Annotated in this window: 24 protein-coding genes and 3 tRNA genes; 13 read left to right on the forward strand and 14 right to left on the reverse strand. The window is 67.3% G+C overall.

Annotation, left to right across the window (positions count from 1 at the left end; all coding sequences use genetic code 11):
* Positions 1-12: 12 nt before the first annotated feature.
* From ACFVMC_RS05045 to ACFVMC_RS05055, 3 genes are all read left to right on the forward strand, one after another.
* Positions 13-447, forward strand: a complete 435-nt coding sequence (locus ACFVMC_RS05045) for a nucleoside deaminase (protein WP_379207835.1) — start codon at positions 13-15, stop codon at positions 445-447.
* A gap of 54 nt (positions 448-501) precedes the next feature.
* Positions 502-589, forward strand: a tRNA-Ser gene (locus ACFVMC_RS05050).
* Positions 590-658: 69 nt separating this feature from the next.
* On the forward strand, positions 659-784 hold the full coding sequence (locus tag ACFVMC_RS05055) for a hypothetical protein (protein ID WP_379206967.1): 126 nt from the start codon (positions 659-661) through the stop codon (positions 782-784).
* Positions 785-898: 114 nt separating this feature from the next.
* Here ACFVMC_RS05055 and ACFVMC_RS05060 read toward each other — a convergent pair whose 3' ends face one another.
* A complete protein-coding gene (locus ACFVMC_RS05060) occupies positions 899-1276 on the reverse strand; it encodes a hypothetical protein (protein WP_379206968.1) in 378 nt (125 codons plus the stop codon).
* A gap of 212 nt (positions 1277-1488) precedes the next feature.
* Here ACFVMC_RS05060 and ACFVMC_RS05065 point away from each other — a divergent pair, with 212 nt between their 5' ends.
* The gene (locus ACFVMC_RS05065; RefSeq protein WP_379206970.1) at positions 1489-2220 is read left to right on the forward strand and encodes a hypothetical protein; all 732 of its coding nucleotides are present in this window, start codon (positions 1489-1491) and stop codon (positions 2218-2220) included.
* Positions 2204-2671: an NUDIX domain-containing protein gene (locus ACFVMC_RS05070; protein ID WP_379206972.1), complete on the forward strand. Its 468-nt coding sequence runs from the start codon at positions 2204-2206 to the stop codon at positions 2669-2671. The genes ACFVMC_RS05065 and ACFVMC_RS05070 overlap by 17 nt, the downstream gene beginning before the upstream one ends.
* 217 nt (positions 2672-2888) lie before the next feature.
* On the opposite strand, the gene ACFVMC_RS05075 is transcribed toward ACFVMC_RS05070, so the two are convergent.
* The 4 genes from ACFVMC_RS05075 to ACFVMC_RS05090 all read right to left on the reverse strand — a co-directional run bounded on the left by ACFVMC_RS05075 (position 2889) and on the right by ACFVMC_RS05090 (position 6902).
* Positions 2889-3197, reverse strand: a complete 309-nt coding sequence (locus ACFVMC_RS05075; protein WP_379206973.1) for a type II toxin-antitoxin system PemK/MazF family toxin — start codon at positions 3195-3197, stop codon at positions 2889-2891.
* On the reverse strand, positions 3194-3484 hold the full coding sequence (locus ACFVMC_RS05080) for a hypothetical protein (protein ID WP_379206975.1): 291 nt from the start codon (positions 3482-3484) through the stop codon (positions 3194-3196). The genes ACFVMC_RS05075 and ACFVMC_RS05080 overlap by 4 nt, the downstream gene beginning before the upstream one ends.
* A 106-nt stretch (positions 3485-3590) precedes the next feature.
* Positions 3591-5507, reverse strand: a complete 1917-nt coding sequence (gene fadD32, locus ACFVMC_RS05085) for a long-chain-fatty-acid--AMP ligase FadD32 (RefSeq protein WP_379206977.1) — start codon at positions 5505-5507, stop codon at positions 3591-3593.
* 144 nt (positions 5508-5651) lie between these two features.
* On the reverse strand, positions 5652-6902 hold the full coding sequence (locus ACFVMC_RS05090) for a KasA/KasB family beta-ketoacyl-ACP synthase (protein WP_379206979.1): 1251 nt from the start codon (positions 6900-6902) through the stop codon (positions 5652-5654).
* A gap of 274 nt (positions 6903-7176) precedes the next feature.
* On the opposite strand from ACFVMC_RS05090, the gene ACFVMC_RS05095 reads away from it, so the two are divergent.
* From ACFVMC_RS05095 to ACFVMC_RS05110, 4 genes are read left to right on the forward strand one after another with little or no spacing between them, the layout of a single operon-like run.
* On the forward strand, positions 7177-8298 hold the full coding sequence (locus ACFVMC_RS05095) for a DNA cytosine methyltransferase (RefSeq protein ID WP_379207837.1): 1122 nt from the start codon (positions 7177-7179) through the stop codon (positions 8296-8298).
* Positions 8295-8702, forward strand: a complete 408-nt coding sequence (locus ACFVMC_RS05100) for a very short patch repair endonuclease (RefSeq protein WP_379206981.1) — start codon at positions 8295-8297, stop codon at positions 8700-8702. Before ACFVMC_RS05095 ends, ACFVMC_RS05100 begins: the two co-directional genes overlap by 4 nt.
* A gap of 25 nt (positions 8703-8727) precedes the next feature.
* Positions 8728-9399 carry a DUF998 domain-containing protein gene (locus tag ACFVMC_RS05105; RefSeq protein ID WP_379206983.1) on the forward strand — a complete coding sequence of 224 codons (672 nt, stop codon included), beginning with the start codon at positions 8728-8730 and terminating at the stop codon, positions 9397-9399.
* Entirely contained in the window at positions 9396-9785 is a 390-nt protein-coding gene (locus tag ACFVMC_RS05110) for a RidA family protein (RefSeq protein ID WP_379206984.1), read from the forward strand. The genes ACFVMC_RS05105 and ACFVMC_RS05110 overlap by 4 nt, the downstream gene beginning before the upstream one ends.
* On the opposite strand, the gene ACFVMC_RS05115 is transcribed toward ACFVMC_RS05110, so the two are convergent.
* The 5 genes from ACFVMC_RS05115 to ACFVMC_RS05135 all read right to left on the reverse strand — a co-directional run bounded on the left by ACFVMC_RS05115 (position 9786) and on the right by ACFVMC_RS05135 (position 13035).
* Positions 9786-10520 carry a maleylpyruvate isomerase family mycothiol-dependent enzyme gene (locus ACFVMC_RS05115; RefSeq protein WP_379206986.1) on the reverse strand — a complete coding sequence of 245 codons (735 nt, stop codon included), beginning with the start codon at positions 10518-10520 and terminating at the stop codon, positions 9786-9788.
* Between the two features lie 42 nt (positions 10521-10562).
* Positions 10563-10979 carry an HIT family protein gene (locus ACFVMC_RS05120; protein ID WP_379207839.1) on the reverse strand — a complete coding sequence of 139 codons (417 nt, stop codon included), beginning with the start codon at positions 10977-10979 and terminating at the stop codon, positions 10563-10565.
* Between the two features lie 53 nt (positions 10980-11032).
* Positions 11033-11599 carry a hypothetical protein gene (locus ACFVMC_RS05125; protein WP_379206988.1) on the reverse strand — a complete coding sequence of 189 codons (567 nt, stop codon included), beginning with the start codon at positions 11597-11599 and terminating at the stop codon, positions 11033-11035.
* Between the two features lie 158 nt (positions 11600-11757).
* The gene (locus ACFVMC_RS05130; RefSeq protein WP_379206990.1) at positions 11758-12399 is read right to left on the reverse strand and encodes a hypothetical protein; all 642 of its coding nucleotides are present in this window, start codon (positions 12397-12399) and stop codon (positions 11758-11760) included.
* A gap of 69 nt (positions 12400-12468) precedes the next feature.
* Positions 12469-13035, reverse strand: a complete 567-nt coding sequence (locus ACFVMC_RS05135; protein WP_379206992.1) for a TetR/AcrR family transcriptional regulator — start codon at positions 13033-13035, stop codon at positions 12469-12471.
* Between the two features lie 116 nt (positions 13036-13151).
* Between ACFVMC_RS05135 and ACFVMC_RS05140 the strand changes: the two genes are divergently transcribed.
* From ACFVMC_RS05140 to ACFVMC_RS05150, 3 genes are all read left to right on the forward strand, one after another.
* Positions 13152-13742: a DUF2867 domain-containing protein gene (locus tag ACFVMC_RS05140; protein ID WP_379206994.1), complete on the forward strand. Its 591-nt coding sequence runs from the start codon at positions 13152-13154 to the stop codon at positions 13740-13742.
* 87 nt (positions 13743-13829) lie between these two features.
* Complete coding sequence (locus tag ACFVMC_RS05145; RefSeq protein WP_379206996.1) at positions 13830-14030, forward strand: hypothetical protein; 201 nt, start codon at positions 13830-13832, stop codon at positions 14028-14030.
* A gap of 26 nt (positions 14031-14056) precedes the next feature.
* Positions 14057-14398 (forward strand): type II toxin-antitoxin system death-on-curing family toxin, encoded by a 342-nt coding sequence (locus tag ACFVMC_RS05150; protein ID WP_379206997.1) that lies wholly within the window; start codon positions 14057-14059, stop codon positions 14396-14398.
* Positions 14399-14450: 52 nt separating this feature from the next.
* On the opposite strand, the gene ACFVMC_RS05155 is transcribed toward ACFVMC_RS05150, so the two are convergent.
* The 3 genes from ACFVMC_RS05155 to ACFVMC_RS05165 all read right to left on the reverse strand — a co-directional run bounded on the left by ACFVMC_RS05155 (position 14451) and on the right by ACFVMC_RS05165 (position 15436).
* A tRNA-Arg gene (locus ACFVMC_RS05155) sits at positions 14451-14523 on the reverse strand.
* Positions 14524-14540: 17 nt separating this feature from the next.
* A tRNA-Ser gene (locus ACFVMC_RS05160) sits at positions 14541-14630 on the reverse strand.
* 92 nt (positions 14631-14722) lie between these two features.
* Positions 14723-15436, reverse strand: coding sequence for a dienelactone hydrolase family protein (locus ACFVMC_RS05165; protein WP_379206999.1), 714 nt, complete (start codon positions 15434-15436; stop codon positions 14723-14725).
* Between the two features lie 156 nt (positions 15437-15592).
* Between ACFVMC_RS05165 and hisC the strand changes: the two genes are divergently transcribed.
* Positions 15593-16672 (forward strand): histidinol-phosphate transaminase, encoded by a 1080-nt coding sequence (hisC, locus tag ACFVMC_RS05170; RefSeq protein WP_379207001.1) that lies wholly within the window; start codon positions 15593-15595, stop codon positions 16670-16672.
* Here the strand turns inward: hisC and ACFVMC_RS05175 are convergent.
* Positions 16665-17726, reverse strand: a complete 1062-nt coding sequence (locus ACFVMC_RS05175) for an alpha/beta hydrolase (protein ID WP_379207003.1) — start codon at positions 17724-17726, stop codon at positions 16665-16667. The two genes, hisC and ACFVMC_RS05175, sit on opposite strands and share 8 nt — an antisense overlap.
* Positions 17727-18025 lie beyond the last annotated feature (299 nt).

The raw sequence follows: 18025 nt of genomic DNA on the forward strand, positions 1-18025 counted from the left end.
TCCGATTCGGAGATGGTGCTGGCCGCGCTCGACGCGGCCGCCGCCGCCGATCCCCGCGATGTCCCGGTGGGCGCGGTCGTCTTCGACGCGTCCGGCCGGGAGCTGGCGCGCGCCGCCAATGCCCGCGAGGCGCTCGCCGATCCCACCGCGCACGCCGAGGTGCTTGCGCTGCGCCAGGCCGCCCGCGTGCACGGCGACGGCTGGCGGCTGACGGGCGCCACCCTGGCGGTCACCCTCGAACCCTGCACCATGTGCGCCGGCGCCCTGGTCCTGGCCCGGGTCGACCGCGTCGTGTTCGGCGCCTGGGAGCCCAAGACCGGCGCCGTCGGCTCCCTCTGGGACGTGGTCCGCGACCGCCGCCTCAACCACCGCCCCCAGGTCCGCGGCGGCGTCCTCGAATCCGACTGCGCCGCCCTGCTCGAATCCTTCTTCACCGACCAGCGCTGACCCCCGCTTCCAGCCGATTTAGCGATCCGCCCCCGCTCCGGTATGGTTGTCGGCGGTGGCGTGTCCGAGCGGCCTAAGGAGCACGCCTCGAAAGCGTGTGAGGGGTAACCCCCCTCCGAGGGTTCAAATCCCTCCGCCACCGCTGAGAGCCCCTCACTTGCATCGCAGGTGAGGGGCTTTTTCATCGCCACAGAAGGCCCGATCAGTCGCCGTGCCCGAACAGCTGCAACACCTCGACACGATGGGGCCGTTCACGCGCCAGTTCAGCAACGGGTTCACCGGCTGGTCACTGGCCGAAACCTACGCAATGAACCGATATCGCAAACGCGCGCAATGACTTTCAGGGTGACTGGTACTGGCTACTCGTCACCCTGGTCATCGGTAGGCCACCAAATCGCCGCCGCCAACACCAGCAACGGCAACCCGGCCGCGACCGCCAACCCCATAGTGGTCACGGCCGGACCGCCGCCAGCGCGGCGGTCACATCACCGTGCAGCTCGTCCAGCTCCACCCACCGAGCGCGCGACGGGCGAACATAACCCACGCCGTAACCCGAATAGGGCCACGACTGCGCAGGCGAATGCAGATCGGCAACGCCGGTGACCGCCTTGGTGAACCGGCCGACGTGCTCGATATCGGCGACCACGACCGCGTGGATCCCGAACCGGTGCACCGTCTCGAGCAACGTGAAGATCCAGCCCTGCTGGTCACTGCGATAGGCCAGCACCTCCACCACGATCAGCGCACGCTCTTCGGCTATCGAGCGGATGACCCGGCGCGCATGCTCGGCACCACCACTGACCATGCCGCTGCTATCGAGCTTGACCACAGCCAAAGCCGCCTTGTACATGTCCGCCCCTGTCCCGAAAACCATTGGAGTCCCCCGCCGCCGAGGACACGCTCGCCCCGGCGGCGGGGCTGGTTTCAGCGTCCCGTTGACCACTGGGACGGCGGAACTGTCACCAGGACGCTTCAACGGACACTTGGGAACGTCTGACGCGTCCCGTAAACGTCCCGTACCGTTTGGATATGGCACAGCGATTGGAATCGGCGATGCTGCGAGCTGGGCTCGACTCGGCCGCACTCGCAGCCACGGTCGGCGTCGATGCGAAAACGGTCTCGCGCTGGATGTCAGGCCGGATTCCGCACCGGCGCAGCCGAATCGCGGTGGCTGAAGCGCTCGGCGAAACCGAGGACAGCCTATGGCCGCAGGCCAGACCTGATCTGGCCGCCGGTAGCCCGGCCACGTCGGAAGTACTTGCCGCCTACGCGCACCGAGCCGACATCCCCAACGATGTATGGACCGGCCTGTTGCTCAACGCAGCTCAGCGGATCGACATCGTCGGCTACGCCTACCCATTCGTATTCGAGCTGCTGCCTGACGCCGCCGGGATCATCGCCGAAAAGTGCGCTGCTGGCGCCACGGTCCGGTTGGCGTTCGCCGACCCTGAATGCGCCCACGTCGGCGAACGTGACCAGCTCGAACAGATGCAAGGCACCCTGCCCGGTCGCATCCGCAACGCGCTGTCAATGCTCGGGTCGCTGGACTCCACATCCGGCTGTACGGTCGGACTGCACCGCACCCACCTCTACAACTCGGTGTTCCGGTTCGATGACACGATGCTGGTTACCCCATACCTGGTGCGGGCGCGTGGATATCAGCATCCTGCGCTACTGCTGCGCCGCTTATCGGCGCACGGCATATTCGAGTCCTACGCCGACCAGTTCGAACAAATTTGGGGAACGGTGAGCCACTATGGGCCGCAGGACTGACTACTACCGTGATCCGGCCGCGCCACAACCGAACTCGCTGATACCTGGCGGTTCCGCGCTCGTGGTCGACGACGCCGGGCGAATTCTGCTGCAACGCCGAGCCGACTCGGGCAACTGGTCATTTCCCGGCGGGACCATGAACCTCGGCGAAACCCTCGAACAATGCGTGATCCGCGAGACCCGCGAGGAAACCGGCCTCGAGGTGACTATCACCGGACTGCTCGGCATCTACACCGACCCGGCGCACGTCATCGCCTACGCCGATGGCGAGGTGCGCCAGGAGTTCAACGTCACCTTCTACGCCTCGGTAACCGGCGGCCGACTCACCGTCTCGAATGAGTCCACCGCAGTGGAATGGGTCGATCCCGCCGACCTCGAGGCGATACCGATGCACGACACGATGCGGCTGCGAATCGCACACCACCTCGAGGGGCGGACGTGGTTCGGGTAGCCGTCCGCCTGCCCATATTTTGCCCACAATCGCCCATGAAACCCCGTGATCAGCGGCGAATCACAGTTATGTGTTTCAGCTGGTAGAGCTGGTTTCATCGCTCTCACCTGGCACCCCGGAAGGGTTCAAATCCCTCCGCCACCGCCAGAAAGCCCCGCACCTGTTCCGACAGGTGCGGGGCTTTTCGTTGACCGCGATGCGCAGCGAGCAGGCCTTCTCAAAGGCCGAGATACAGCTGTAAGGCGTTGTCCAGCCGAGCCATGTCGTCGCGCAACAGGTATCCCACCATGTCGCCAAGGTGTTTGGTATCGAGCGACCGCACCTGATCCACCAGCAAGAGCGTGGATCGCTCCATGAGTTCGATCCGTGGCCGATATCGGGAATCCTGAGCCGAGGTGGATGTGGGGACAACGGTGACCATGGACCAATCGACCTCGGACAACACCACCCCGTAGTGCCTTCCTCGTTGCTCGCGTCCGCGGTTGACGATGCCCAAATCAACCTGATATACCGCGCCTCTGATCACCAGGCGTCGGGTTCCACATTGAGGTCCTCGCCGCTGGCGTCGATGCGCTCAGCGTCGGCTTGCGCAGCGATCAGCCATTCCCGCCGATCGAGTTCATGCAGGGCTCGACGAATTACGTCGGCTTTGGTCTCGCCCGGTTGGGTGAGCTTGGCGAGCAATTCTTGATCGTTGGGAGCCAACCGTATGCCGGTGGTGCTCCGCGGTCGCGGCCTAGCGACCTGGTCTGCGATGTCAGTGTCTTTGGTGGATTTCGCCGATCTTCTGGGCTTACTCGTTCTGGTGGTCATGAAATCCAGTGTAGGCGGGCTGTGCAACATATGTGCAACACATGGAGGATCGCGACTGTTGGAGCGCCGGATAGTCGAAGCCCCGGCCGGGGCCGGGGCTTCGGGGTCAGGAGACGCTGATGCTCTCGCGTTCCACGGCGTCGGGGAACGCCTGCTGCTGGTAGCCGCCGCGGAGGGTGCCTTCCAGGTAGGCGGTGCGGCAGGCGCGGCGGGCGATCTTGCCGCTGGAGGTGCGCGGGATCGAACCCGCGGGCACCAGCAGCACGTCACGCACGGTGACGCCGTGGCGCTGGGAGATGGCGGCGCGGACGGCGTCGGCGACGGGCTGCGGGTCGAGTTTGGCCGCGCCGGTGCCGCGTTCGGCGACCACGACGAGCTGCTCGGAGGTGTCCTCGGCGTCGAACTTCAGACCCGAGTGGCTGCCCTGTTCGAAGACGAGCGCGGGCAGCTGGTTGGCGGGCACGGAGAAGGCGGCGATGAAGCCGGGCCGCAGCGCCGAACTCGCCTCCTGCGCGGAGTATTCGAGATCCTGCGGGTAGTGGTTGCGGCCGTCGACGATCACCAGATCCTTGACCCGGCCGGTGATGTAGAGCTCCCCGTCGACGTAGGCGCCGAAATCGCCGGTGCGCATCCAATGCGCGCCGGGATCGGTTCCCGCGGCGTGGCTTTCGGGCTGGCGCACGTCGAGGGTGTTACGGAAGGTGGCTTCGCTCTCCTCCGGCCGCCCCCAGTATCCGATGCCCATGTTCTCGCCGTGCAGCCAGATCTCGCCGACCTCGCCGTCGGCGCGTTCGGCGAGGGTCTCGGGGTCGACGATGACCGCCCACTGCGACAGCGCGACATAGCCGCAGGACACCTGGGCGATCGCATTGTCGGCGTCGGGCGCGGTCTCGGTCATCCGGCCCGCATTGAGCTCGTTGCGATCGACATAGACCACCTTGGCCTCGTCTTCGGCCTTGGTCGCCGACACGAACAGCGTCGCCTCGGCCATGCCGTAGCACGGCTTGATCGCGGTCTTCGGCAGACCGTACGGCGCGAACGCCTCGTTGAACTTCTTCATCGACGACACCGACACCGGTTCGCTGCCGTTGATCAGCCCGATCACATTCGACAGATCCAGCGACTCCCCGGCCTTGGGCAGGCCGCGCGCCGCCGCGTGCTCGAATGCGAAATTCGGTGCGGCGGCGAAGGTTCCAGCTCCGTCGGAGACGGCGGCCAGCTCCTTGATCCACCGGTACGGGCGGCGCACGAACGCACTCGGCGACATGATGGTGATGAAGCCGCCACCGACGGTGGGCAGGATGACACACAGCAGCCCCATGTCGTGGAACAGCGGCAGCCAGGTGACGCCGCGTGAATTCTCTTTCACGCCAATGGCATCGATCATCTGGAGCAGGTTGGTGCCGACCGCGCGGTGCGTGATCTCCACCCCGGCCGGCGTCCGGGTGGACCCGGATGTGTACTGCAGGTAGGCGACATTGTCGATATTGATGTCGGGCCGCACCCAGGTCTCGCCGACGCTGTCGGGGATCGCGTCGACCGCGATGATGCGCGGCCGTTGTGGAGCGGGCAAGTGCCGGAAGAAGTTCCGCACACCGGCCGCCGAGGTGGACACCGTCAGGATCGCCGCGGGTGTGCAGTCGCCGAGTACCGCGTGCAGCCGGTCGGTGTGGCCCTGTTCCTCCGGATCGAACAGCGGCACAGCGATATTGCCCGCGTAGACGGCCGCGAAGATCGACACCACGTAGTCCAGTCCCTGCGGCGCGAGCACCGCGACCCGGTCCCCCGGTCGCGAAACCTGTTGCAGCCGTGCGGCTACCGCGCGCAGCCGGACACCGAACGCAGCCCAGGTAAGGTCCTGGTACTCGCCGTCGCGTTCACGGGAGTAATCGATGTAGCGGTAGGCGAGGGCATCGCCGTTCTCCGCGCTGTGCTTGTCGACGAAGTCGATCAGGGTTTTGTCCCCGGGGATCTTGATATTGCCCTGTTCGTCCAAATAGTCGTCAAAGGTCTCGCCGATCATCGCTTTTATCCTTCATCCAACGCACGCACCGAGGGTGCCGTGACACCGAACACAGATCGACCATGGAGCGCCGGGAAGGTTAGCAGGTTGCGCGCCGATAGTCATTCTGGCTGGATATGACTCGATCCCCCCGGCCGTCCGCTGCTAGTACCGCCCGAAGGTGAGCGCGACGTTGTGCCCACCGAACCCGAAGGAGTTGTTGACCGCGTAGTCGATTCGTCCCGGACGGGCCTGGCCCTTGACGATGTCCAGGTCGACCGCCGGGTCCTGGTTCTCCAGATTCAGGGTGGGCGGCACGATTCCGTCGCGGACGCTGAGCACGGTGATCACCGATTCCAGGGCGCCGACCGCACCGATGGAGTGGCCGAGCGCCGACTTCGGCGCGTAGACCGACGCGTGATTGCCGACGGCCTTGCTGATCGCGTTCGCCTCGGCGGTGTCGCCGATCGGCGTGGCGGTGGCGTGCGCGTTGATGTGGCCGACATCGGATTTGCCGATGCCCGCGGTTTGCAGCGCGCGGGTGATCGCGCGCGCGGCGCCCGATCCCTCGGGATCCGGTGCGACCAAATGGAATCCGTCGGAGGTGACGCCCGCGCCGAGCAGCCGGGCGTGGATGGTCGCGCCGCGCGCCTTCGCGTGCGCCTCGGTCTCGATGACCATCATCGCTCCGGCCTCGCCGAAGACGAAACCGTCGCGGCCCAGGTCGAACGGGCGCGAGGCGGCTTTCGGGTCGTCGTTGCGGGTGCTCATGGCGCGCATCATGGTGAACGCCGCGATCGGGACGGCCTGGATGGAGCCCTCCACGCCGCCGGTGACCACCATGTCGGCATCGCCCATGACGATCATCTTCCACGCGTTGGCGATCGCCTCGGAACCGGACGAGCAGGCCGAGACCGGGGTGCACACGCCGGCGCCCGCGCCCAGTTCCAGGCTCACGCACGCGGCCGGGCCGTTGGGCATAATCCATTGCACCGACAGCGGATTGACCTTGCGGTAGCCGCCGTTCTGCATCTTGTCGCGCTGGTCGATGATGGCTTCGGCGCCGCCGAGGCCGGTGCCGATCGAGACGCCGAGCCGGGTCTTGTCCACCTCGGGGCTGCCCGCGTTGCGCCAGACCTCCCGGCCCAGCACCGTCGCCATTTGCTCGACGTAAGCCAGTCTGCGCTGTTCGGCCGGGGTGAGGTTGGCCGACGGCGCGACCTTGAGGTGCCCGCCGATGCGTACCGGCAGGCCGAACTGGTCGATGAAAGTGTCGTCGAGGACGTCGATCCCGCTCTCCCCACCGAGCAGGCCCTTCCAGGTGGAATCGACGTCGCCGGCGATCGAGGTGGTCGCGGCGAGGCTGGTCACGACGACATCGGGGAAGTTGCCGTTCTTGGTGGACGGAATCTGCATCGGGTCTCGCTCTCCTGGGCAGCACGGGTGGAACCGGGGAACCGCGTGGAACGATCGGCAAAGCGCCGCAAGCCTAGATGGGCTCGGGCCGCCTCGAATTATCGGGGAGGTCGAGCTAATCCGCAGCAAGACACGCAACCTGGTACTCCCGTGCCGTAAGCGAGGGCTTTCACACACTGTCGCGCGGCCGCGCGGCGGCTCGAGTAACGTGCACTGCGCGCACGGGCGGTGGCGGGTCGGAGCAGCGGAGAGGTGGACGGTGACGGGCGGGCGGATGGTCGGGCTGTTCGCCGGGATCGGCGGGCTGGAGCTCGGCCTCGGCCGCCACGGCTGGCACACCGAGCTGCTGTGCGAGATCGATCGCGGCGCACAGGGCGTGCTGGCCGCGCACTTCCCCGAGGTCGACCTGCACGCCGACGTCACCCGGCTGCGCGCGATTCCCGCGGGCACCGAGCTGGTGGCGGCCGGTTTCCCCTGCCAGGACCTGTCCCAGGCCGGGCGTACCGCGGGTATCACCGGATCCAGGTCGGGACTCGTCGACGAGGTGTTCCGTCTGGTGCGACGTAAACGCGGTCCGCGCTGGCTGCTCATCGAGAACGTGCCGTTCATGCTGCAACTGGGCCGCGGCGCGGCGATGCGGCACATCACCGGCGTGCTGGAGGAGCTGGGCTACACCTGGGCCTATCGGGTGGTCGACGGGCGCGCGTTCGGCTTGCCACAGCGCCGTCAGCGGGTGCTGATGCTCGCCTCCCGGACCGAGGATCCGCGGCCGGTGCTGTTCGGCGCGGACGCCGGGCCGCTGGAAGTCGGTGACCCGCAGCGCGATCCGTGCGGCTTCTACTGGACCGAGGGGGTGCGCGGGCTGGGGTGGGCGGTCAATGCGGTGCCCACCCTGAAGGGCGGTTCGGCGCTGGGGATCGCGAGCCCGCCCGCGGTGCGGCTGCCGTCCGGGGAGCTGGTCACGCCCGGTGTCGTCGACGGCGAGCGGTTGCAGGGTTTCGCGGCGGGCTGGACCGAGCCCGCCCTCGAGGTGCCGGGCGTGCGGGCCGGGCACCGGTGGAAGCTGGTCGGCAATGCGGTGAGCGTGCGGATGGCCGAGTGGATCGGGGCGCGGCTGGCGGCGCCCGACGACGATTTCCCCAGAGGCGTGCCGTTGGCCGAGGACGAAGCCTGGCCGACGGCTGCCTGGGGGCGCGCGGGGGTTGCTCAGCGTATGCCAGTGTCCACCTGGCCGGTCCACCATCCCTACGAGGACCTGAAGAACTTTCTCACCGATTCCCGGCTGCTCTCGGCCCGCGCGACGGCCGGATTCCTGCGCCGCACCAGTATGGGCAACCTCCGTTTCCCGCCCGGCTTCCTCGATGACGTGCACAGCCATCTCGAGCGCATGCGATGACCAGGCCACCGACCGACCCGGCGACCAGCGCCCGCTTGTCCCGGCAGCGCCGCTCCGGCACGAAACCCGAACTGGCACTTCGTAAAGAGCTGCATCGGCGCGGTCTGCGGTATTTCGTCGATCGCGCGCCGCTGGCCGGGCAGCGGCGGCGCGCCGACGTGGTGTTCCCACGGCTGCGCGTGGCGGTCTACGTCGACGGCTGCTTCTGGCATCGCTGTCCGCAGCATGCGACGGATCCGAAGAACAATGCCGAATGGTGGGCGGCCAAGCTCGCGGCCAATGTGACCCGGGACCGGGCGACCGATGCCGCGTTGCGCGCGGCGGGCTGGCAGGTGGTCCGGATCTGGGAGCACGAGGATCCGGGCCGGGCGGCCGATCGAGTGCAGGCCGCGGTGCGACGCTGAGATCGCGGATGCGAGTATGAGAACCATGGCTGGTAGCCGAGAGATAGCTCACCTGCGGCTGGCCGTCGCCGCAGCGCTCGTCCTCGCCGGGCTCTGCTATTCGTCCTGGGTGCTCGAGTTCGTGCTGCCCGTCCACAGTGCTCCGGTCGACAGCTTCCTCAGCGAACTAGACGCCGAGGGCAAGCCCTATCGCTGGGTCTTCGCCACCGGCGACAAGATCGCCGCCGCGCTCCTGATCGCCGTTGCGCCCACCGCGCTGTGGCTCTTCCCGAGGCGTCCGCTCACCACGCTCGGCTGGCTCGCCCTGCTCTGCTTCGGCGCCGCCACCCTCGCCGATGCGCTTGTGCCCCTGCGTGATTGCGCCGACTGCGCGGACCGCGGCCTGTTCCCACAGCTGCGCCAGCCGCACGCACTGACCAGCACGCTGGCTGTCGCCTCGATCGCGGTCGCCGTCCTCGCCTTCACCCGCGCCGCCTTCCGCTACCGTCCGCACTGGCGGATCCTGCGCACCCTCGGGCTGGTCTTGCTGATCATCGGCGCGCTGGCCACCGGCTGGATGCTGGCGGCCGATCGCCTGCCCGGCGACTACGCGCTCGGCATCGCCCAGCGGATCCAGGTCGGCGCCATCTCGCTGTGGCTGATCGCGCTCGGGTTCGCTCTGCCGCGCGCGGACGAGAGTGCCATGCTGTCCGCGTGAACGCACGGGTGAACATCTCCTCGGAATCGGATTTCGAAGACGTCGTCGGCTATTCGCGCGCGGTGCGGATCGGGAACACCGTCGCCGTCAGCGGCAGCACGGCCGCCGCGCCCGGCGGCGGCGCGGTCGGCGGCGACGATATGGCCGAGCAGGCGCGAGAAGCGCTGCGGCGCATCGCGACCGCGCTCGAGAAGGCCGGCGCCGAGCTGACCGACGTCATCCGGACCCGGATCTTCGTCACCGACATCGCACGCTGGCCGGAAGTCGCCGAGGCGCATCGCGAATTCTTCGGCGACATCAAACCGGCCGCCTCCATGTACGAGGTGCGGGCGCTGATCGCCCCGGAACTGCTCGTGGAGATCGAAGCCGACGCCGTGCTCGGCTAGCTACTTCCAGGCGGGCAACGGGGGCAGATCGCCGGACAGATCCTTACCGTCCGAACGGCCGAGCAGCCAGGCGAGCAGTGGTTTCGACGGGCCCGAGACGACCTGCCCCGACTCGCCCGGGCCGATCGTGGCGCCGATTCCCAGATCGGTCGCCTCGATCGCGAACGCCGATGCGGGCGCCTCGGATGTGGCCGCCACCCTGGTCAGATCGATAGCCACCTCGGGCAGCAGCCGCAGCACGAACGGCGCCGGCCAGTCCGCCGGGTGGTAACCGAGACCGAGATCGACATGGTGAATCTCGACCTCCCGCAGCCGCATCCACGGAATGAAGGCACCCGGCAGCTCCCCGCCCTGCCGGTTGCGCACCGTTGCCGTCCACGCCGCATCCGGTGCGGTGCACGCGAGTTCGAGCCAGCGCGCGGCCGTCGCCTCGATATCGGCGACCTGCTCGGCGAGCGGGCGGGGGGCGCCCTCCTCGATATCCTGGTCGCGCGCCGAAGCGCTTACATACTGCGGAGTTTCGACTCCGGTGCGAGCCCAGGTGAGCAGATTGCTCAAGCTGTCGGCATTGCGCGCGATGTGGGCCAGCACGTGACCGCGCGTCCAGCCCGGCAACACCGACGGCTCCCCCACCTCCCGCTCGCTCATCCCCTTGATCGTCTCGAGCAGCCGTGCGGTGCCCTCGGCGACTTGATCGATCACATCGACAGGGGCGGCGGAATCAGCGCTGGTCACGCCGTCGACCCTAGTCCGTCGCAGGTGAGCGAGTCCACAGAACTAGCCGAGCCGCTCACGCAACGCGCGCGCCTGCGCCCACAGCTCGTCATCCGGGATCCGCCGCTCCGAACCGTCCTGCGGCAGCAGGGGAAACGGACGGCCCGGCGCCGGATCCTCGACGTATCGCGGCAGCAGATGGGTGTGCAGGTGCGGGACCGAATTGCCGAGCGTCTCGTAGTTCATCTTGAGCGGACGGTAGTAGTCCATCAGCGCTCGCGCCACGCGCATGACCGCACGCCAGTACCGCGCCGACTCGTCCTCGGTCAGCTCGAACGGTTCCGTGACATGGCGGCCCCGCCAGATCACCACCGTGTAGCCGCGTTGAATATCGGCCCGCTGCAAGGACGCGTCGACATTCGCCGACTCGAAGATGCGCACCCCGTAGTCGTCGGATTCCGCCCGGGCGGAATCGCACATCACGCACCCGATCCCGCGGGTGAGATCCGCCCACCCGGCGGGCCAGCCGCCGGTCAACGCCGCACCGTCTCGGGCGAATGTCCCAGCACCTCTTGAAAACTCGTGCGCAGCGCGTCCACCGCGTCGGTGTGCGCCCGGCTGTAGCCGTGGATCTCGGCGGGCTGCAACATCCGGGGCGGCTGCCGCAGATACTGGCGGACCAGCGTATTCGCGGCCAGGATCTGCTGATACGGCGCGTCCAGGTCGAGCAGCAGCAGCATGCTCGCCGCCACGGTGCACTCGTCCGCCGCGGCCGTGCACCGGTCCCGGGCGTGCTCGTCACCCGGGTTCGACCCCGCAGCCGCGTACGCGTCCTTCAACTTGCTCAACGCCGCCAGCCCGTCCTTGACCGCGTCCGTACTCACCTGGCGGCGATGCTTCTCCCGCTCCAGGTTCGCTGTCGCCGCCAGTTGCGCCGCGTGCTGTCGCCCCTGCCGCACCAGCGCCGCGTGCTGTTGGCGCAGCTGCGCTCTGGTCGCCGATTTCGCAACAGCCTGTGCGTGTAGCACCCCCACGAAGGCAATGCCCGCCGCGACTATCGCCAAGCCCGCCGCGATAACCGTCGCCCATGGTTGCGTCAATGCCTGCTGCCCTTCTGTAGGAGGTGATCCCGGTCTTCAGCTATCTTTCCGCCAGTCGCCGTCAGCGATGGTGTTTTGGCCGCACATCGAGAGCGGCGATTACGAAGCAATACAACGTAATCGGCGGATTGCGCACAGCCGTGCGCGTCCGGGTCCACTCACCCGAGTGGGGCGACGTACTGTATCCAGCCTTCGAGCTTGTACTCGAAGTCGGCGCTGCCGTAGGTCATGATGAGGAAGATGTTGCGTTCGGGGTCGGTGGGAAATGCTGTCAGCACATACGGGCGGCCGTCCTGCGCGGACATCGCGTAGTTCGTATACGAGATGCCGTCTTCCTTCACACCGGGAGACTTGCGAACATCGAGCGTCGCCAGCGCGGACTCGATCTCGCTCGATCCGGTGAATTGCAGCACGGTGAAGGTCAGCTGCCCACCCGGATCGACACAACCCCACGCGTAATCCCACGAGTCGAAATGCTGTGGGAGTGCTGGGCCGTTCGCCAAGGTCGCCAGCGGCTTGCGCCGGGGTGCCCACGTGCATTCGAAGCCCTGGAATCCGGTTCCCGAGTATTGCTCTCGTGGGACGAGTTCAGGAAATGCTCGTTGCATCGGATCCAGGTGCACAGGCCGGTTCATCGATCGATAGACCGCGACACCGATACCGGCGATCAGCGCGACCGCGAGCACACCGGCCAGCACGAACCAGACAGCTCGCTTGGACCGTGCCGGCGGGGCAGCGCCCCACGGTGCGGGCTGCTGCGGGAATGGTGCGCCGGAGTACGGCGGAACTGGCGCATTCAACTGTCGGCCCCCTTCATCCATCCAACAGACGAGGAGCCTACTGGAGGTCGGAGACCGTACGGGGCCACGCTAGGCGAGGAAGGCGCGCAGCAGGTTTCGGATAACAGGCGAAAGTCGATCCGGCAGCGGGTCGAGGGCGGCGGTGCCGACGAGGTGACCGAAGAGGATGCCGTCCAGGCAGGCCGCGAAGTCGTGGGTGGCCACGGCGGGGTCGGCGGCGCCGAGGGTGATGAACAGCGGTTCGACGAGTGCCCGTGCGCCCGCGGTGGCCTGTAGGAGAGTCTCACGCAGCTGGGGCTGGCGTAGCGATTCGAGCGACAGTTCGTAGCGGGCCAGTGTGCGCGTACGGCCGATGGTGAGCCAGGATTCGGCGAGAACCGCCAGGTCGGCGGCAATTTCGTCGATATCCGCGTCCGGCCGGGGGACGAAAGCCTGGGCTACCGACAGTTCGGTGAGACGGTTCACCGCGGCCGCCAGCAGGGCCTGGCGGGTGCGGAAGTGGTTGGAGCAGGAGCCTTCCGGCAGTCCGGCCGCGTGATCGACGGCGCGGTGGGTGAATCCCCGCATTCCCGCGTGGGCAAGCGTTTCGATCGCGGCGTCGGCGAGCTGTTTGCGCCGATCTGTGGGCTCGATCACCAGGGTTCCCTTTCCAATTCAGATGAACTACAACTGTAGTAAGAATCGAACTACAGACGTAGTGAAGAATGCCAGGGCAGCGTATCGCGCCGTGGCCGACACGACAGGAGCACCCGATGCGACTCCCCGACACCGCGCACACCAGCCAGCCATGGCGCGTCCACGACATCGCCGCCGACTTCATACTCGAGGACGTGTGGCGATTGCCGACCCCCGGCGGCCCCGACGGCCTGGCACGGTACGTCCGCCTCGCCGGCACCAGGGCCGAACACAAGTCGTTCACCATCGAGCAGCTGTTGCTCACGATCCGTTGGAAACTGGGCGGATTGCTCGGCTGGGACGAACCGGAGACCGCCATCGGCACCCGGGTTTCCTCGCTGCGGGACCGGCTCCCCGCCGACCTGCGCGACGGTGAACGCGGCCCCGACATCCCCGGGACCCCATTCACCTCGGTGTACCTCACAGATCGGGAATGGTTGGCGGAGTTCGCGAACAAGACCGTCCACGGCCTGATGCACATCAGCTGGGTCCCCGGCGACGACGGCTACCACGCCCAGATGGCCGCGCTCGTCAAACCCAACGGCCGCTTCGGCACCCTCTACATGGCGGCGATCAAACCGATCCGCCACCTCCTGGTCTACCCATCGATGATGCGCACCATAGAACGCCGCTGGCTGGAGCCGGACACCCCTGAAACCGTCGCTTGATCACCCGCCTCGTCGGCGGACCAAGGATACGAGCAACCCCTCGGAAGAAGCACCTGCACGAATGGTACCAAATTGGTACCATAAGACATGGCCATCAATCTCAGATTCACCGGCGACAACGAGACGCGGATCGCGAAACAGGCCGAGCAAGAGGGCCTTTCGATCAACAGCGTCATCAACAAGGCGATCGCGGAGTACATCACCAAGTACCAGCGGAAATCCGAGGTCGACGCAATCCTGGATGACGAGTTCGGCCGTTGGGACGAGCTCTTGGACCGACTGAAGTGAGGTACCCCACCCTCGAGGAGGTGCTGATGATCGCCATTCGCGTCAATGAAGAGCGGAGAACGATCGTCAGGGACATGGGGCTCTTACAATCAGCGCTCTTCCGACCCGAAACCGTCGCCTTCGGCGTCGAGGCCTACACCGACGTTTTCGACAAAGCGGCAGCGCTGCTGCAATCCCTGGCCTGTAACCATCCGTTCTTCGACGGCAACAAGCGCACGGCCTGGATCTCATGCATGCTGATGCTCCGCTTGAACGGCGTGCGACTCAGGGTGGATGTGGATCTAGCGGAAAAGCTGGTCCTGGATGTTGCGACAGGGCGACTGGAGAACGTATCCGAGATCGGCGACGCTCTCCGAGGCCTCCAGTAACCCGAGATGCGATAGAGCCCCTTCCGACGTATCGGAAGGGGCTCTATTACTGTGCGCCCGAAGGGATTCGAACCCCTAACCTTCTGATCCGTAGTCAGATGCTCTATCCGTTGAGCTACGGGCGCATGGATATTCAGTTATGTGGCGGAGGCGAGAGGATTTGAACCTCCGGTCCCCGTGAAGGGACAACTCATTAGCAGTGAGTCCCATTCGGCCGCTCTGGCACGCCTCCTGGAGCCTTCTCTTCGAGGGCACCGGTCCTTTCGAACCGCCGAGCATGAAGATTACAGGAGGCACCGTCCAGATAACAAAACGCCTGGTTATCTAGCGTAAGTTGCTGTCGAACCAGTCGAAGATGCGGGTTTGGGCGGCGATGAAATCGGCGTCGTCGTCGGCGTCGGGGGACGGGCGGTCGGCGCGATGGTGCAAACCGGGATAGCTGACGACGAGAGAGGCGACGGCGGCCTGGGCGGCGGCATCGCGGAGCTGATCGATATGGGCGGCGGGGATGAGCGGATCGTCGGCGCCGTAGAGCCCGAGCCAGGGGGCCTGCAGACCGGGCGCGGCCAGAACGAGCGCGTCGGCATCATCGGTGAGCGGTTCGACGATGCCGGGGGCCGCGACACTGACGGCCGCACCCACCGGACGGTTGGTGGCGACGAGGAAGGCGGCCGTACCCGCATGGTCGAAACCGAGCACGCCGATACAGTCCGGGAACACCCCGTGAGCGGTGAGCCAATCGTGGCAGGCGTCGAAATCGTCGAATAGCGCGTCACCGAACACCTCGTGCTCGGGATCGCCGCCGGAACGGTGGAACAGGTTGGGCGCGACGACCGTCCAGCCATCCAGGGACAGGGCCTGCATCAGGTCGAGCAGGGGGCGGGTGAACTCACGTGCCTCGTGCAGGACGACGATCGCGCCGCGGGCATTCCCCTCTGGTTCGACCACCAGGATCGGCACCTGCAGGTCGGCATCGAGACGGTCCGCCGGCGCGGTGGCGCGGCGTAGGGGGGCAATATCGTCAAAGGTGCCCGACATGGAATCCAGAGTAGGGCGACGGGCTGATCTTGGCGAGAAATTGCACGTGAGCGGGTTCCAACCGCAATTTTTTCGGTACGGAGCACCCGATCGGCGACCTGTCGGAGGCCCGATCGAGATCTCCGTCACGGAGGGGGACACGTTTAGGGTGGAGGGGTGAGCGCGCAGATCCGATCGGACCTTTCCTCCATTCCGGCCTACACCCCTGGCCGCAGCTATCCCGGCGCCGTCAAGCTCGCCAGCAACGAGACCACGCTGCCGCCGCTGCCCGCGGCGGCCAAGGCCATCGGCGAGGCGGCCGAGCTGGCCCATCGCTACCCGGACAACCAGGTCACCGAACTGCGCGCGGCCCTGGCCGAGTTCCTCGGCGTCACCGCCGAGCAGGTGGCGGTCGGCTGCGGCAGCGTGGCGCTGCTGCAGGAGCTGGTGCAGATCACCTGCGCCGGCCCCGAGGACGAGGTGCTGTTCGCGTGGCGCTCGTTCGAGGCCTACCCGATCGTCACCCAGGTGGGGCACGCGACGGCGGTTCGGGTCCCGTTGACGGCCGAGCACACGCACGACCTGGCGGCGCTGGCGGCGGCGGTGACGGACCGCACGAAACTGGTGTTCGTCTGCAACCCGAACAATCCGACCGGCACCGCGGTGGGCCGGGACGTGCTGACCCGCTTCCTGGACGCCGTGCCCTCGAACGTACTGATCGTGCTCGACGAGGCCTACTTCGAATATCTGCGGATGGACGGCACCGGGCAGTGTCCGGACGGCGTGGAGCTGGGTCGCGGCCGCCCGAATGTGGTTGTGCTGCGCACCTTCTCGAAAGCCTACGGACTGGCGGGGTTGCGGGTCGGGTACGCGGTCGGTGATCCCGAGGTGATCACGGCACTGCAGAAGGTGCACATCCCGTTCAGCGTGAACCGAGTGGCGCAGGCCGCGGCGATCGCCTCACTGGAGGCGCGGGGTGAGCTGCTCGACCGCACGCACGCGCTGATCGTGGAGCGCGAGCGGGTCCGGGCGGCGCTGCTGGCGGCCGGATACTCGCTGCCGCCCAGCGAAACCAATTTCGTCTGGCTGCCGCTGGGCGAGCGCAGCGGCGCGTTCGCCCAGGCGAGCGCGGAAGCGGGCGTGCTGGTGCGGCCCTACGCCGACGACGGCGTGCGGGTCACCATCGGCGACCCGCACGAGAACGACCTGTTCCTGCGCTTCGCCACCGATCCGGAGATCGCGGCCCGCTTCAGTTGAGGCCGGCGGCGACGGCGGGCCAGGAGGCGGCCAGCTCGTCACGCCAGTACGGCCAGGAATGTGTGCCGGTGCCGCGCAGACTCACCGAAGCCGGAATGCCCAGCGCCCGCAGCCGATCGGCGAGAATCCGGGTGCAGGCGAAGGTCGCGGCCTCGAGCGGGCCGCCGAAGCCGATGGCGCTGGCCAGTTCCGGATTGCCCGGTACGTCGTACCCGCCGGGGATGCCGCTGCCCGAGGACAGGTAGATCGCCTTGCCGCGCAACGCTTCCGCCTGCGAGAGCACATCGTGGGCGGCCCACTGCGGATCGTGCTCCGTGCCGAACATATTGTCGGCCTTGCCGTTATAGGTGGCGATCACCGCGCGAGTCTGGGCTTGGCCGGCGTCGGTGCCCATCTCGTAGCAGCCGCTGTGCCCGGCCACCGCGGAGTACAGCTCCGGGCGGCGCACCGCGAGCATTAGTGCGGCTTCGGCGCCCATCGACACACCCATCACCGCGTTGCGGCCGTTGCCGTCGAAGCGGGCATCGATCAGCGGCGGCAGTTCCTCGGTCAGGAAGGTTTCCCATTTGTTCAGGCCCAGTACCGGGTCGGGACGCTGCCAGTCGGTGTAGTAGCTCGCCGGGCCGCCGACGGTGAACACGACGGTGACGTCCTTGTCCTCGAAGAACTCGAGGGCGCCGCCGCGCTCGGCCCAGTTGTTGCTCTCCGATCTCGCGCTGCGGCCGTCCAGCATGTAGACCACGGGTCTGACGTGAGACGTGTTGCGCGGCAGCAGAACCTGCACGTCGACGGAGCGGCGCATGGCCGGCGACGAGACGGACACGGAGAGCAGGCGCTCATCGATGCGGGTGACGCGTTCGATGAACGGGGTATTCGGTGGCGACGTGGTGGGCTCGGCCGGATCGGGCTTGTCCGAGGAGCCGCTGCTCGGTCTTTCCGCGGGATCGGCGAGGGCGAAGGGCGCCGCCGCGCCGGTCAACAAGGCCACGGTGACGAGGACGCCGGGTAGGCGGCGTCTCAGTAACTCGGAGAAGGTTCTGCGCCGAGACCGCATGGCGCCCATCCTGCCAGAAGGCGGGGGCCGGGCCCGCGTGCCAGCGGTGGCCGTGGGCGTGTCGGCCTCGGCTGGCAAACGGCGAGCCGGTCGCTCCCGGGGCAGCTGAGGCGAATCCAACTGGGAATACCACGAATTCGGGCACACGGTCAGCACACTGGTCTTAGGCTGGCTCCGGGCCCTCGTCAGGCGTCGATCGGAAACCCGTATGACCGCGCGTAGCTCTGCCTCCCACTCAGTTCACGGTGGTGTGCGCGCCCAGGTCAGCCGGGCCGGATCAGCCCTGGGGCTACTTCACA

Origin of the sequence: Nocardia sp. NPDC127579 (genome assembly GCF_042672005.1) — a bacterium.
In the GTDB taxonomy this organism is placed as follows: Bacteria; Actinomycetota; Actinomycetes; order Mycobacteriales; family Mycobacteriaceae; genus Nocardia.

Excerpts from the sequence above, each read along its gene's own strand:
- ACFVMC_RS05095 (WP_379207837.1), top strand. The coding sequence starts at position 7,177 with ATGGTCGGGCTGTTCGCCGGGATCGGCGGGCTGGAGCTCGGCCTCGGC.
- ACFVMC_RS05070 (WP_379206972.1), top strand. The coding sequence starts at position 2,204 with ATGGGCCGCAGGACTGACTACTACCGTGATCCGGCCGCGCCACAACCG.
- ACFVMC_RS05045 (WP_379207835.1), top strand. The coding sequence starts at position 13 with ATGGTGCTGGCCGCGCTCGACGCGGCCGCCGCCGCCGATCCCCGCGAT.
- ACFVMC_RS05105 (WP_379206983.1), top strand. The coding sequence starts at position 8,728 with ATGGCTGGTAGCCGAGAGATAGCTCACCTGCGGCTGGCCGTCGCCGCA.
- ACFVMC_RS05090 (WP_379206979.1), bottom strand. The coding sequence starts at position 6,902 with ATGCAGATTCCGTCCACCAAGAACGGCAACTTCCCCGATGTCGTCGTG.
- ACFVMC_RS05150 (WP_379206997.1), top strand. The coding sequence starts at position 14,057 with ATGATCGCCATTCGCGTCAATGAAGAGCGGAGAACGATCGTCAGGGAC.
- ACFVMC_RS05175 (WP_379207003.1), bottom strand. The coding sequence starts at position 17,726 with ATGCGGTCTCGGCGCAGAACCTTCTCCGAGTTACTGAGACGCCGCCTA.
- ACFVMC_RS05165 (WP_379206999.1), bottom strand. The coding sequence starts at position 15,436 with ATGTCGGGCACCTTTGACGATATTGCCCCCCTACGCCGCGCCACCGCG.
- ACFVMC_RS05140 (WP_379206994.1), top strand. The coding sequence starts at position 13,152 with ATGCGACTCCCCGACACCGCGCACACCAGCCAGCCATGGCGCGTCCAC.
- ACFVMC_RS05120 (WP_379207839.1), bottom strand. The coding sequence starts at position 10,979 with ATGTGCGATTCCGCCCGGGCGGAATCCGACGACTACGGGGTGCGCATC.
- ACFVMC_RS05145 (WP_379206996.1), top strand. The coding sequence starts at position 13,830 with ATGGCCATCAATCTCAGATTCACCGGCGACAACGAGACGCGGATCGCG.
- ACFVMC_RS05100 (WP_379206981.1), top strand. The coding sequence starts at position 8,295 with ATGACCAGGCCACCGACCGACCCGGCGACCAGCGCCCGCTTGTCCCGG.
- ACFVMC_RS05080 (WP_379206975.1), bottom strand. The coding sequence starts at position 3,484 with ATGACCACCAGAACGAGTAAGCCCAGAAGATCGGCGAAATCCACCAAA.
- fadD32 (WP_379206977.1), bottom strand. The coding sequence starts at position 5,507 with ATGATCGGCGAGACCTTTGACGACTATTTGGACGAACAGGGCAATATC.